This window comes from Pseudomonas sp. (genome assembly GCF_040514055.1).
Classification (GTDB): domain Bacteria; phylum Pseudomonadota; class Gammaproteobacteria; order Pseudomonadales; family Pseudomonadaceae; genus Aquipseudomonas.
The window spans coordinates 87,752-101,129 of record NZ_JBEVDL010000083.1 but is presented as its reverse complement, the minus strand read 5'-3'; the positions used below and the strand labels follow the sequence as shown (position 1 = coordinate 101,129).

At 65.1% G+C, this 13,378-nt stretch carries 10 protein-coding genes; 5 read left to right on the top strand and 5 right to left on the bottom strand.

Annotated elements, in window-relative coordinates:
• Window positions 1–851: 851 nt before the first annotated feature.
• The 3 genes from ABWY06_RS22880 to ABWY06_RS22865 all read left to right on the top strand — a co-directional run bounded on the left by ABWY06_RS22880 (window position 852) and on the right by ABWY06_RS22865 (window position 3,921).
• On the top strand, window positions 852–1,430 hold the full coding sequence (locus ABWY06_RS22880) for a hypothetical protein (protein WP_353927890.1): 579 nt from the start codon (window positions 852–854) through the stop codon (window positions 1,428–1,430).
• Between the two features lie 464 nt (window positions 1,431–1,894).
• The gene (gene argF / locus ABWY06_RS22870) at window positions 1,895–2,815 is read left to right on the top strand and encodes an ornithine carbamoyltransferase (protein ID WP_353927889.1); all 921 of its coding nucleotides are present in this window, start codon (window positions 1,895–1,897) and stop codon (window positions 2,813–2,815) included.
• Complete coding sequence (locus ABWY06_RS22865) at window positions 2,812–3,921, top strand: ABC transporter ATP-binding protein (protein ID WP_353927888.1); 1,110 nt, start codon at window positions 2,812–2,814, stop codon at window positions 3,919–3,921. The genes argF and ABWY06_RS22865 overlap by 4 nt, the downstream gene beginning before the upstream one ends.
• Here ABWY06_RS22865 and ABWY06_RS22860 read toward each other — a convergent pair.
• The 3 genes from ABWY06_RS22860 to ybaK all read right to left on the bottom strand — a co-directional run bounded on the left by ABWY06_RS22860 (window position 3,903) and on the right by ybaK (window position 7,125).
• Complete coding sequence (locus ABWY06_RS22860; protein ID WP_353927887.1) at window positions 3,903–4,973, bottom strand: GGDEF domain-containing protein; 1,071 nt, start codon at window positions 4,971–4,973, stop codon at window positions 3,903–3,905. The genes ABWY06_RS22865 and ABWY06_RS22860 overlap by 19 nt on opposite strands.
• 142 nt (window positions 4,974–5,115) lie before the next feature.
• Entirely contained in the window at window positions 5,116–6,606 is a 1,491-nt protein-coding gene (gene glpK / locus ABWY06_RS22855; protein ID WP_353927886.1) for a glycerol kinase GlpK, read from the bottom strand.
• 48 nt (window positions 6,607–6,654) lie between these two features.
• Window positions 6,655–7,125 (bottom strand): Cys-tRNA(Pro) deacylase, encoded by a 471-nt coding sequence (gene ybaK / locus ABWY06_RS22850; RefSeq protein WP_353927885.1) that lies wholly within the window; start codon window positions 7,123–7,125, stop codon window positions 6,655–6,657.
• 251 nt (window positions 7,126–7,376) lie between these two features.
• On the opposite strand from ybaK, the gene ABWY06_RS22845 reads away from it, so the two are divergent.
• Both ABWY06_RS22845 and glpD read left to right on the top strand, forming a co-directional pair.
• Window positions 7,377–8,135, top strand: a complete 759-nt coding sequence (locus tag ABWY06_RS22845) for a DeoR/GlpR family transcriptional regulator (protein ID WP_353927884.1) — start codon at window positions 7,377–7,379, stop codon at window positions 8,133–8,135.
• Between the two features lie 161 nt (window positions 8,136–8,296).
• On the top strand, window positions 8,297–9,823 hold the full coding sequence (glpD, locus tag ABWY06_RS22840) for a glycerol-3-phosphate dehydrogenase (protein WP_353927883.1): 1,527 nt from the start codon (window positions 8,297–8,299) through the stop codon (window positions 9,821–9,823).
• Between the two features lie 14 nt (window positions 9,824–9,837).
• On the opposite strand, the gene ABWY06_RS22835 is transcribed toward glpD, so the two are convergent.
• Window positions 9,838–10,875, bottom strand: coding sequence for an alpha/beta fold hydrolase (locus tag ABWY06_RS22835; protein WP_353927961.1), 1,038 nt, complete (start codon window positions 10,873–10,875; stop codon window positions 9,838–9,840).
• Window positions 10,876–11,070: 195 nt separating this feature from the next.
• On the bottom strand, window positions 11,071–13,371 hold the full coding sequence (gene metE / locus ABWY06_RS22830) for a 5-methyltetrahydropteroyltriglutamate--homocysteine S-methyltransferase (RefSeq protein ID WP_353927882.1): 2,301 nt from the start codon (window positions 13,369–13,371) through the stop codon (window positions 11,071–11,073).
• Between the last annotated feature and the right edge of the window lie 7 nt (window positions 13,372–13,378).

Genomic DNA, 13,378 nt, shown 5'->3' with positions numbered 1-13,378 from the left:
CGGGCCGTGGGCCTATCAGAACAGCATGGTAGCGCCGAAAAATGCAGCAAAAGGTTCTGAGGGCGGCCGCGCAGTCACTGCAGGCAGCGCCGCCAGTCTCATGCGTCCCGCGCTCCACTGAAGTGGAGGATTAAACCCCCACCGAGTAATCAAGCGGGTGTCCGAGCGGCAACGTCCGGCAGCGCAGCAAGGCGGGACAGTGTCGATTGGCACGCGTCGACAACATCATTGGGCAGGAGGCCCGCCCTCGGGCCGAAGCTGTGGTGGGGTGATCCCTGTACACCACTCCGATAGCCTGACCGCCTTCAGCGCGAGGGGACGCCTCCCACAGGGCACGTGCGGCCAGTGTCCACAGGCCCTGGTAGAGGGCCACGGACCGCTAACGCCCTGTCCTGCACCTCTGCCTAGCAAACCCAATTCACACTGGAACCGGAGTCCCGCAATCCGTGCCTCGGCCTGCATGTGTGGATAGCTTACCGACAGGCCTTCGGCAGCACTCGCGGCCTCTCCCCGAAACACGTGGCAGTGCTGAGCTTCGCCTAAGCCTGTTGACTCTCCACCTTGTCGCGGCACCCGGCGGGCCCTGACAATCTGTCGTAGAATACATCGCCAGTATAGGCGGCAGCGCTTGAATCAGGCCAGGATACCCGCCTGAGTGGGCAGAATGGCGGATGGCCTCGAGCCCGGTGCCGGGCCACGCCTTTGCGGGCGTGCATCCATTGTGCCCGCGAAAGCGCTCTTTCGTCATGCCCGCCAGGGGGAACCCAGCACGGGACTGTAGCCACTCACTTCTTGCATCGCCGGGCCAGACGCTGGCCTCAACCGGCCCTAGCGGCCTACACGGATGGCCCATGCAATATGTCTTTTCGGAAGTCCTCAACGACCTGACCGATTACTTCATAGTCGGCGACCTGTTGCTGCTTCAACGCTTCAAGGACCAGCAGCAGCTCAGCGACGATCTGGCCAGCGAGTTCGTGTCTGGCGAAAGCGGCGACAAGGCGGTGCGTGAAGGAGTGATAATCCCGCTCGCGGGCATCGAGAACCTCCCTTACACCATTTTGTTCACCCTCCCCCCCTCCTCCCCTGAATTACTCAAACCCGAGAGTCGACTCCAGCATCGCCGCAGCGGTTATGCGCTGCAGGTGGCGCACCGCCGGGTTCAGCTCTTTACATGGCCGATTTTGCAACATTTCACGCCCAACAGCGTGGACCAATTGCTCAGGAGGTTGCAGCAACCCGGCAGGCCCACCATCGAAGTGGAGAACGGCTGGTATCAAGTGGAAATCCTGGGCGGTGAGGTCCGGCGCGAAGGCGGGTTCGAACCGGCGTTCGAATTCGTTTTGAGCAAAACCAACTTGCCCGTGGAGTGCAGCGGGGTAGACACCCACTATCGCTTTACCATCATGTGCAGCGCTGAGCCCGCGGGTTAACGTCATGCGCAACCGTTGACTTTTCGGCCTATCGTGACCTGACCACACACGGTGTGTTCGGCGCAGTCCTCGTGCCCTGCGCGCTAGCCGCGCGCCCGGCAGGTCGACATGCTGCCCTCCCGGCGGCCCAGCGTCAGTGGCCAGGCACCCAGCCCGCATTGATTGCCAACCAGCTTGGCCCCAGTGTACAAATGCTGCTCTCGACGTACGCCAAGTGGCTCAGCTCCACGTCGTATTGGCAGAGCTAGATAAACTCCCAAGTGGTACGCAATGGGTACAAGCAAATGCCGAGCCCTGCTGTACACCGCGTCCACTGAGGCCCGCACTAGTACAGTGCGACATTTCCTTATAAGATCGCGTCTTCCCCGTTTCGTCGCACTGTGCGGCCCCCTGCCGCAGGTTCCGTCCGTTATTGCATTACACCGACCCCGAACCTGCGCCCCCGCTGTCAAAAGGTAGTCATTATGAGCGCACGGCACTTTCTCTCGCTGATGGATTGCACGTTTCAGGAGCTGCAAAGCCTGATTCGTCGCGGCATCGAGCTGAAGGACCTGCGAAACCGCGGCGTGGTGTTCGAGCCGCTGAAAAATCGGGTGCTGGGCATGCTCTTCGAAAAAGCCTCGACCCGTACCCGCCTGTCGTTCGAGGCCGGCATGATCCAACTGGGCGGACAGGCGATTTTCCTGTCCCCGCGCGACACCCAACTGGGCCGCGGCGAACCCATAGGCGACGCGGCCATCGTGATGTCGCGCATGCTTGACGGCATGATGATCCGCACCTTTGCCCACAGCACCCTGACCACCTTTGCGGCGCATTCCCGGGTACCGGTGATCAATGGCCTGTCGGACGACCTGCACCCCTGCCAGTTGTTGGCCGATATGCAGACCTTCGTCGAACAGCGTGGCAGCATTGCCGGCAAGACGGTGGCTTGGATCGGCGACGGCAATAATGTCTGCAACAGTTACATCGAGGCGGCCGTGCAGTTCGACTTCCAGCTGCGGGTCGCCTGCCCCGAAGGTTTCGAACCCAACCCGGTCTTCGTCGAACGGGCCGCGGGGCGCCTGAGCATAGTGCGCGACCCGCGCGAGGCGGTCGCAGGCGCCCATCTGGTCAGCACCGATGTCTGGACCTCCATGGGCCAGGAGCAGGAGGCCGATCAGCGCTTGGCGTTGTTTCACCCCTACCAGGTGACCCGCGCGCTGCTCGACCAGGCGGCGCCCGAGGTGCTGTTCATGCACTGCCTGCCGGCCCACCGGGGGGAGGAAATCAGCCTCGACCTGTTGGACGATCCACGCGCCGTGGCCTGGGACCAGGCGGAAAACCGTCTGCATGTGCAAAAGGCGCTGCTGGAGTTCCTGATCGACCCGGCGTACCAGCACGCATGAGCCAGCCCCTGTTGTTGAACCTGCGCGACCTGGCCTGTGGCTTCCACGCGCAGCGCGTGGTGCAGGGCCTGAACCTGCACCTGAACCAGGGCGATATCGGCTGTTTGCTGGGGCCTTCCGGCTGCGGCAAGACCACCACGCTGCGCGCCATCGCCGGCTTCGAAGCGGTGCTGGAAGGCGAGATCCAGCTGGCCGGTGAGGTGATTTCCAGCCCCGGCTTTACCCTGGCCCCGGAAAAACGCCGCATCGGCATGGTGTTCCAGGATTACGCGCTGTTTCCCCACCTGAGCGTGGCGCAGAACATCGCCTTCGGCATTCGCCAGCACCCGGACCAGGCGCGCATCACCGCCGAGCTGCTGGAGCTGGTCAAGCTCGGCGCGCTGGGTAATCGCTACCCCCATGAACTCTCGGGCGGCCAGCAGCAGCGGGTCGCCCTGGCCCGCGCCCTGGCGCCGGAGCCGCGCCTGCTGCTGCTCGACGAGCCGTTTTCAAACCTCGATGGGGAACTGCGCCGGCGCCTGAGTCATGAGGTCCGCGACATCCTCAAGGCACGCGGCACCAGCGCGATCCTGGTGACCCACGACCAGGAAGAAGCCTTCGCCGTCAGTGACCATATCGGGGTGTTTCACGAGGGTCGGCTGCAGCAATGGGACACACCCTACAACCTCTACCATGAGCCGCTGACGCCCTTTGTCGCCAGCTTTATCGGCCAGGGGTATTTTATTCGCGGCCAGCTGCTGAGCCCCGATTCGGTACAGACCGAGCTTGGGTTGATCCGCGGCAACCGTGCCTACACCTGGCCGATCGGCAGCGCCGTGGATGTGCTGCTGCGCCCGGATGACATCGTCTACGCCCCGGACAGCCCGCTCAAGGCCCTGATCGTCGGCAAGACGTTCCTGGGCGCCGCGACGCTGTACCGGCTGCAACTGCCCACCGGCAGCCAGCTCGAATCGATCTTTCCCAGTCATGCCGATCATCTGCCGGGTCACCAGGTCGGCATCCGGGTCGCCGCCGACCATCTGGTGGTCTTCCCGGTACCGGGCAGCGTGGCGGCCCAGCTCAATCTGGGCGAATCAGGTGTGCGCCGCTACAGCACCACCACCTGATCGCGGCCCTCCGCCTTGGCCTTTTGCAGGGCGTGATCGGCGCGTTGCAGGGACTGGGCCCAGGGCTCTGGCGTGCAATAGCCACTGACGCCGACGGACAAGGTCAGGTGCAGCTCAGGGCATCCCTGCCACTGCTGCCCGGCGATCGCTTCGCGCAGGCGCTCCAGCATCTGCAGCGCCCCGGCGATATCGGTCTGCGACAAGACCAGCAAGAACTCCTCGTGACCGATGCGCGCGGCGAAATCCACATCGCGAATGGCCTGCTCGAAGTGCCGCGCCAACTGGTTCAACACGCCCTCACCCGCGGTGTGGCCATAGCGCTCGTTGACCGTCTTGAAGTGGTCCAGTTCGATCATGCACAGCACGAAGCGGTAGGTGCCGCGGTCCGCCAGGGCCTTTTGCTGGGCCAGCAGCTCACGGGCAAAGCGGCGGTTGTACAGCCCCGTCACCTCGTCGGTAATCACCAGCTGCTGGATGCGCTCGAGGGCCTGATTGAGATCGCGATTGCGCTCCTGCAGCGTACGGCGCAGACCACTCATCTCCAGCCCGAGCATCGACATGCCGGCCATCAGCACGAAAAATGCCATGGCTTGCAGCCCTTCGACGCGCAGCTCCAGTGCCCCGTCGCGCCGAGCCAGGGCGCCTACCAACAGGCCGTAACAAATCGTGGTGAACAGTCCGATCTTCACGAAACCGCGCAGGTCCAGGGAAAAGGCGCCGAACATCAGCGCCATCAACGCCATCATCAGGAACAGGAAACGCTGGCCGTCGGCAAAATAGGCCGTCACGAACACCAGAGCGATGGCCCAGGCCATCTGCGGCAGGGTCAGGCTGGGATCATGGAAGCGCAGGTTGAGGTTCAACCACATCAGCAGCAGCATTACCAGGCAACTGGCGCAGACCACGAAGCTCAGCACCCCCATGCCCGCCAGGCTCAGTTGCATAAAGCCGCCGGCATAGGCCAGCCAGCACAGCAGCAGGTGCAACAACGAGGCGCTGCTGGCCATCAGGGTGCGGCGGATGCGCAACAGCTGATTACGAGAGGGCTGCATAACCGCTCCTTGGTAAAAAGTCGCCGCAGTATACGTGGTCACCCGTCCTCGTGCCGCACCGGGCGCGCTGGCTGGACTGCGCGCCACGCCGGACCTGCAGCCTCGCTGAACGGAAGGCTGGCATATCGAACGTCAGGCGGTCCTACTGCTCGCCGCTGCGCACGCGTTTCACCGCGTCCAACCAGCCGGCGTACAAGCGCTGGCGATGGGTGGCGTCCATGCGCGGCGCGAAACGCTGCTGACGTTGCCAGTGGCCGGAAATCTCCTCAAGGTCGCGAAACAGCCCCGCCTTGAGGCCCGCCAGGTACGCGACCCCCAGGGCCGTGGTCTCGGTGACCTGCGGTCGCTCCACCGTGACCCCGAGGATATCGGCCAAGAATTGCATGACCCAGTTGTTTTCCACCATGCCCCCATCGACCCGCAGGGCGCTGGGCGCCGCCGCGCCATCCTGGCGCATGGCCTCGAGCAGGTCGCAGGTCTGGTAGCACACCGACTGCAGCCCGGCCGTGACGATCTCCTTGATGCCGGTGTCGCGGGTCAGCCCGAAGATCGCCCCTCGCGCCTTGGGGTCCCAATAGGGGGCGCCGAGGCCGGTGAAGGCCGGTACCAGGTAAACCCCGCAGGCATCTCCGGTCTGCTCGGCCAGCGCTTCGCTGTCGCGGGCATGGCTGATCAGCTTGATGCCGTCGCGCAGCCACTGCACCGCGGCGCCCGCGACGAAGATGCTACCTTCCACCGCATAGGTGACCTGGCCATTGAGCCGGTAGGCGACCGTGGTCAACAGCCGGTGTTTCGAGGTCACCGGCGTACTGCCGGTGTTCTGAATCATAAAACAGCCGGTGCCGTAGGTGCTTTTGACCATGCCGGGACTGAAACAGGCCTGGCCGATCAGCGCCGCTTGCTGGTCGCCGGCCATGCCCAGCACGGGAATGGCCGCACCCAGCCAATCCGGCTCGATGCTGCCGAAGTCCGCCGCGCAGTCGAGGACCTCCGGCAGCAGGCCGGCCGGTATCTCGAACAGGGCCAGCAGCTCCGCATCCCAGGTCTGGCTGTGAATATTGAACAGCAAGGTGCGCGAAGCATTGGTCGCGTCGGTCTTGTGCGAGCGGCCGCCGGTCAGGCGCCAGAGCAGAAAACTGTCGACCGTGCCGAATCGCAGCTCGCCACGCTCGGCACGCTGGCGCGCGCCTTCGACGTTGTCGAGGATCCAGCGCAGTTTGGTGCCGGAGAAATAGGGATCGATCAACAGCCCGGTCTTGCCGGCCACCAGCGCCTCATGCCCGGCGGCCTTCAGGCCGGCGCAGTAATCCGCCGTGCGTCGGTCCTGCCAGACGATGGCCGGGTGAATCGGCACGCCAGTGGCCGCGTCCCACACCAGCGTGGTCTCGCGCTGATTGGTGATGCCGATCGCCGCGATCGCCGCCGGGTCCAAGCCGCTCTGCGCCAGTGCCTCGCGGCAGACCTTGAGCGTGCTCTGCCAGAGCTCCTCGCCATCGTGCTCGACCCAGCCGTCCTGGGGGAAAAACTGCTGGAACTCCTGTTGAGCCCTTGCCAGCGGCTGGCCCTCGGCGTTGAAGATGATCGCACGGCTGCTGGTGGTGCCTTGGTCGATGGCGAGCAGGTACTGGGGCATCGGTGTTCCTTATTGTTCTGGCAAACAGGGTTGAGAAGCGGCCGACGCTCAGCCGCGACCAATGTGGGCGAAGTGGCCCTGGGTGTGCAGCGCCAACACAGCCGCCGGCAGTTCCACTTCCAGGCCACGGCGACCGGCACTGACGAACAGGCTGGGCAGCGCCTGGGCCGATGCATCGATAAAGGTCCGCAGGCGCTTTTTCTGGCCCAGGGGACTGATACCGCCGACCAGGTAACCGCTGGAACGCTGCGCGACGTGTGGATCGGCCATGTCCAATTTCTTTACCGCCGCCGCCTGGGCCAACGCTTTCAAGTCGAGGCTACCAGCGACCGGCACCACGGCCACCAACAGCTCGCCCTTTTCGCTGACCACCAGCAGGGTCTTGAACACCCGTGCCGGGTCGAGGCCCAGTTTCTCGGCAGCCTCAAGGCCATAGGAACTCGACTTGGGGTCGTGCTCATAGCTGTACACCCGATGCTCGGCATGGGCTTTTTTCAACAGGTCGATGGCAGGCGTCATGTTCGAATGTGAAAATCGGCGGACAGGATCGACGTACCTTAGCGGAAAAGTCTTCGGCCAGCAGCACCTGCCGTGCAGAATCGGCGCAGCGGTCACTAAAATCCCGACGCAGGGCTCTGGCCCGGCATGCGGCGGCGCCACCAGCAAGGCCCTTACGCGGGCGCCTCGAACGATACGGTGCCGAACCTCCGCTAGCCTGCATCGAACAGGCCAACTGACGGTATACTGCCGCGCATTCCAAGGAGGCCTTCATGAGCCTAGCCCCCCGGCAGCAGAACATTCTCGACCTCGCGCGCGAACGCGGCTACGTCAGCATCGACGAGTTGGCCTGCGCCTTTACCGTCACGCCCCAGACCATTCGCCGCGACATCAACCAGCTCGCCGAACTCGGCCTGCTGCGGCGCACCCACGGCGGCGCCGCCAGCGAGGCCTCGAGCACACAGAACACCGCCTACACCATGCGCGCCGGACTGATGCGTGAGGAAAAGCAGCGCATCGCCGAGGCGATTGCCAGCCAGATACCCGATCACGCGTCCTTGTTCATCAGCATCGGTACCACCACCGAAGCCGTTGCCCGCGCGCTGCTCAACCACCGCGGTCTGAAGATCATCACCAACAACCTGCACGTGGCCGCGCAACTCAGCGACAAGCAGGATTTCGAGGTGCTGGTGGCAGGCGGCACGGTGCGCAGCGACGGCGGCATCGTTGGCCAAGCCGCCGTGGATTTTATCCAGCAGTTCAAGGTCGATTTCGCCCTGATGGGCATCAGTGGCATCGACGAGGACGGCAGCCTGCTGGACTTCGACTACCAGGAAGTCCGAGTCTCCCAGGCCATCATCGACAACGCGCGGCAGGTGATACTGGCCGCCGACTCGAGCAAGTTCGGCCGCAACGCGGTGGTCCGCCTGGGCTCGCTCAGCCTGATCGACCGGCTCTTCACCGACAGCGCCCCACCCGCCGCCATCAGCCAGTTGCTGCACGAGCACAAGATCCACCTCGACCTGGTCTGAGTGCCGGCACCGGGCACGAGGATCGGGGCCAGGCCGACCCAGCTTTTTTGTGAACCAGCCAGCGCGAATCCGAACATGGTGCTGGTCAAGGGCGTTGCCTTGGGCTACCATTTTCGAAAGTGAACATTTTAAGTTCAGATCCGAGATAGCGAGGTTCGAAAATGCTACCCCAACCCCATCCAGTCGCCGACCTCTATGACCTCGCGGTAATTGGCGGCGGCATCAACGGCGTGGGGATCGCCGCCGACGCGGCGGGGCGCGGCCTGTCGGTCTACCTGTGCGAAAAGGATGACCTGGCCCAGCACACCTCCTCGGCCAGCAGCAAGCTGATCCACGGTGGCCTGCGCTACCTGGAGCATTACGAGTTTCGCCTGGTCCGCGAAGCCCTGGCCGAACGTGAGGTGTTGCTGGCCAAGGCGCCGCATATCGTCAAGGCCATGCGTTTTGTCCTGCCGCATCGTCCCCACCTGCGGCCGGCCTGGCTGATCCGCGCGGGCATGTTTCTCTATGACCACCTGGGCAAGCGCGAGAAGCTACCGGGCTCCCATGGCCTGCGGTTCGCGGCCGACAGCCCGCTGAAAGCCGAAATCACCCAGGGCTTCGAGTATTCCGACTGCTGGGTAGACGATGCACGGCTGGTGGTGCTCAACGCCATGGCCGCCCGTGAGCAGGGCGCCCAGGTACAGACCCGTACCCGCTGCCTCAGTGCGCAACGCGCCGACGGGCTCTGGCACCTGCAGCTCGAACGTGCGGACGGCAGCCAGTTCAGCATTCGTGCCCGCGGCCTGGTCAATGCCGCCGGCCCCTGGGTGGCCCGGTTTATCAAGGACGACTTGAAGTTGAAGTCGCCCTACGGCATTCGCCTGATCCAGGGCAGCCATATCGTGGTCCCACGGCTGTACGAGGGCGAACAGGCCTATATCCTGCAGAACGAGGACCGGCGCATCGTCTTCGCCATGCCTTACCTCGGCCAGTTCACCCTGATCGGCACCACCGACCGGGAATACCAGGGCGACCCGGCCCTGGTGAGTATCAGCGAAGAGGAAACCGATTACCTGCTCGGCGTGGTCAACGCGCACTTCAAGCGCCAGGTGGCCCGCGGCGATATCCTGCACACCTACGCCGGCGTGCGACCACTGTGCGATGACGAATCCGATGATCCGTCGGCGGTGACCCGCGACTACACCCTGTCGCTCTCGGGTGGCAGCGGCGAAGCGCCCTTGCTGTCGGTGTTCGGCGGTAAACTGACCACCTACCGCAAGCTGGCGGAATCGGCCATGGCGCAGTTGCAGTCGTTCTATCCGGGCCTTCGGCCCAGCTGGACGGCTACCGCAGCCCTGCCTGGCGGCGAGCAAATGGGCAGCCCAGCGGCGCTGTCACAGGCCCTGCTGACGCGCTTCGAGTGGTTGTCGGCCAGCCTGGCGCAGCGCTGGGCCAGCACCTATGGCCAGCGCACCTGGCAACTGCTGGAGCAAGTGCAATCGGTCCAGGACTTGGGCGAACACCTCGGTGGCGAGCTGTATGCCCGGGAAGTGGAGTACCTGCGCCGTGTGGAGTGGGCCTGTGAAGCGGCGGACATTCTCTGGCGCCGGACCAAACTCGGCCTGTTTATGACCCCCGCGCAGCAGGCACGCTTGAGCCAGTACCTGCTCGAACACCCGTTGGCGGACCGCGTCGACGCTGCCTGAACGCGCAAATCCGTTCACAACGCGCCCACAGTCGTCGCCTCGGGGCGCGCCGCCAGTCGTTCCCTGAGGTCCAGGCCTCGGGCCTGCTGGGCCTTGAGATAGGGCAGTACCGCCGCCAGCAGCGGCGCCTTGAAAGCCGCCTGGAAGCGGTGCGCCAAACCCGGGATCAACACCAGTTGGCTGCCCCGGATATGGGCCGCCACGTGCACGCCATGCATCACCGGCAACAACGGGTCGGCCGTACCGTGCACCACCAGGGTCGGCATCCGCAGGCGCTCAAGCAAGGCCACACGGCTCGGCTCGGCGAGAATCGCCATCAACTGGCGCTCCACGCCCGCGGGGTTGAATGCCCGCGCATAGGCCTGACGCGCCTGTTGCCGCAGCGCCGCACGATCATCCGCCACCCGCGGGCTGCCCAGCGCAGTTAGCAGGTCGACCTGTTGCTCCAGCGCCAATGTCCGGTTGGCCGCGTCGCGCCGCCCCAGCAAGGTCAACAGCGCCGGCGTGGGGGACGGCAGACCGGGGGCACTGGAGCTGGTCATCAGCAGGGTCAGACTCAATACCCGCTGCGGCGCCCGGTCCGCCAGGTGCTGGGCGATCATACCCCCCAGGCTGGCGCCCAACACATGAAAGGATTCAACGCCCAGTGCATCCATCAGGCCTAGCGCGTCGCCGGCCATGTCACGCAGGCTATAGGGGGCCGACAGCGGCAAACCCAGCCGATAGCGCACCACCTGGTAGGTCAGGCTGGCTTGCGGTACTGCCCGGACCCAGACGGACAGCCCGACATCGCGGTTGTCGAAGCGAATGACCCGCAGCCCCTGTTCGCAGAGGGCCAGCAGCACCTCGTCTGGCCAGTCCACCAGTTGCCCGCCCAACCCCATCACCAGCAGCAGGGTCGGGTCACCGGGACGACCCATGCTCTGGTACGCCAGGCGCACCTCACCCACCTCGGCCAGCAGGGTTGGCGCCTGCAGGTCGCAACGCGGCGCCGCCGCGACGGTAGTGCTGGCCAACCATCCGGTCAACAGCAACCCCAGCAGCGCAACCATCGGTCTAGCCATAAAACCACCCACACGCAGATCCCCAGTAGAGCGCGAGTGTGATGACAGTCCGCCGCGCGCGCTGCCACAAACCGGTGACAGTTTGATGAACGGCGCCCGGCGGTCATTCCAAATGAGCGACGCGTAACGCCGTATCGCGCCCAACCAGGTTCGGCGCGGCCGTGCGGGTAGTGTCCACCGGCCCTAGGCGAACTGCCGGCGCAGCTCGCGGGCCGCCGCGACCATGGTGCTCAGGGCCGCCTCGGTTTCCGCCCAACCACGGGTCTTCAGGCCGCAATCGGGATTGATCCACAACCGCTCGGCCGGGATGCGCCGCACGGCCTTGTGGATCAGCTCGACCATCGCCGCCCGCGTCGGCACCCTGGGCGAATGGATGTCATACAGCCCGGGGCCGATGGCATTGGGGTAGTTGAAGGTTTCAAAAGCCTCCAGCAGTTGCATGTCCGAGCGCGACGTCTCGATGCTGATGACATCGGCGTCCAGGGCGGCGATCGCCTCGATCACGTCGTTGAACTCGCTGTAGCACATATGGGTGTGGATTTGCGTCGCATCAGCCACCCCGCTGGCGCACAACCGGAAGGCCTCGGTGGCCCATTCCAGGTACGCCGGCCAGTGCGCCCGACGCAGTGGCAGTCCTTCGCGAAAAGCCGCCTCGTCGATTTGCACGATGCCGATGCCGGCCGCTTCCAGGTCGCAGACTTCGTCCCGCAGGGCCAGCGCCAACTGCTGCGCCTGGGTCTCGCGCGGCAGATCCTCGCGGGCGAAGGACCACATCAGCATGGTCACCGGACCAGTCAGCATGCCCTTCAGCGGTTTCTCGGTCAGGCCCTGGGCGTAGCGGATCCAGTCCAGGGTCATGGCCCGCGGCCGGCTCAGGTCGCCGACGATCAACGCCGGTTTGACGCAACGCGAACCATAGCTCTGGACCCAGCCAAAACGGGTAAAGGCGTAGCCGTCCAGCTGCTCGGCAAAGTACTCGACCATGTCGTTGCGCTCGGCCTCGCCATGCACCAGCACATCCAGCCCCAACAGCTCCTGCAACTGCACCGCCTGACGGATTTCGCCCTGCATGGCGGCGGTGTACTCGGCCACCGACAGGCGACCCTGCTTGCACGCCTGGCGAGCCTGGCGGATCGCCGGGGTCTGCGGAAAGGAGCCGATGGTGGTGGTGGGAAACAGCGGCAGCGGCCGGACCCGCCGTTGCACTTCGCTGCGCTCGGCATAGGCTGAGCGACGCTGGCTGTGCGCCGGCTCGACCGCCGCCAGCCGCGCCTGCACGGCGGGATCGTGGATGCGTCGGGACTGCGTGCGGGCCTGACCCACGGCCCTGCTCTCGGCCAGGGCCTGCTGCACACGGGCACTGTTGGGATCGCCCAGGGCAGTGGCGAGCAGGGCGATCTCCGCACATTTTTGCTGGGCGAAGGCCAGCCAGCCGCGCAACTCGTCGTCCAAGTGCTCTTCCCGGTCCAGGTCGACCGGGCAGTGCAACAGCGAGCAGGAACTGCCGACCCAGAGGTTGTCGGCGAAATGCGCCTGGGCCTGTTGCAGGGTCGCCAGCGCGGCCTCCAGGTCACAGCGCCAGACGTTGCGCCCATTGACCACGCCCAGGGACAGTACCTTGTAGCGCGGCAACCGGTCGAGCACCTGCGGCAACTGCTCCGGCGCGCGCACCAGGTCGATATGCAAGCCCTGCACCGGCAACCCCACGGCCAGTCCGAGGTTGTCTTCCAGCGCACCAAAATAGGTGGCCAGGAGTTTTTTCAGGGGCGACCACTGCAGCAGGTTGTAGGCCCGCTCGAAGGCTGAGCGCCATTCCAGCGGCAAGTCCAGGCAGAGTATCGGCTCGTCCAGCTGCACCCACTCCACGCCCTGGGCGGCCAGCCGCTCGAGGATCTCACCGTAGACCGGCAACAAGCGCTCGAGCAGGGCCAATTTGTCGAAGCCGGCTGGACCCTTGACCTTGCCCAGCCACAGGTAGGTCAGCGGACCGATCAGCACCGGCTTGACCCGGTGCCCCAGCGCGTGGGCCTCGTCGACCTCTTCGAAGAGCTGCTCCCAGCTCAGCCGGAACTGTTGATCGGCGCTGAACTCCGGCACCAGGTAGTGGTAGTTGCTATCAAACCACTTGGTCATCTCCTGGGCATGGCCACCGCCGCAGCAACCGTCGGCCCCCTCCTCACGGCCGCGGGCCATGGCGAACAGGGTGTCCAGGGTGGGCACGCCACCGGCGGGCAGGAATCGCGACGGAACCACGCCAAAGGCCAGGGAATGACTCAACACCTGGTCGTACCAGGCAAAATCACCCACCGGCAGCAGGTCGATGCCCGCCTCCCGCTGGGCCTGCCAATGCCGGGCCCGCAATGCCCGCCCCGCGGCCCGCAGCCCGGCCTCGTCCAGCTCGCCCCGCCAATGGGCCTCCAGGGCTTTTTTCAGTTCACGGTCCTGTCCGATGCGGGGATAACCGAGGGTGTGTGCCAGTGCCATGCCATCG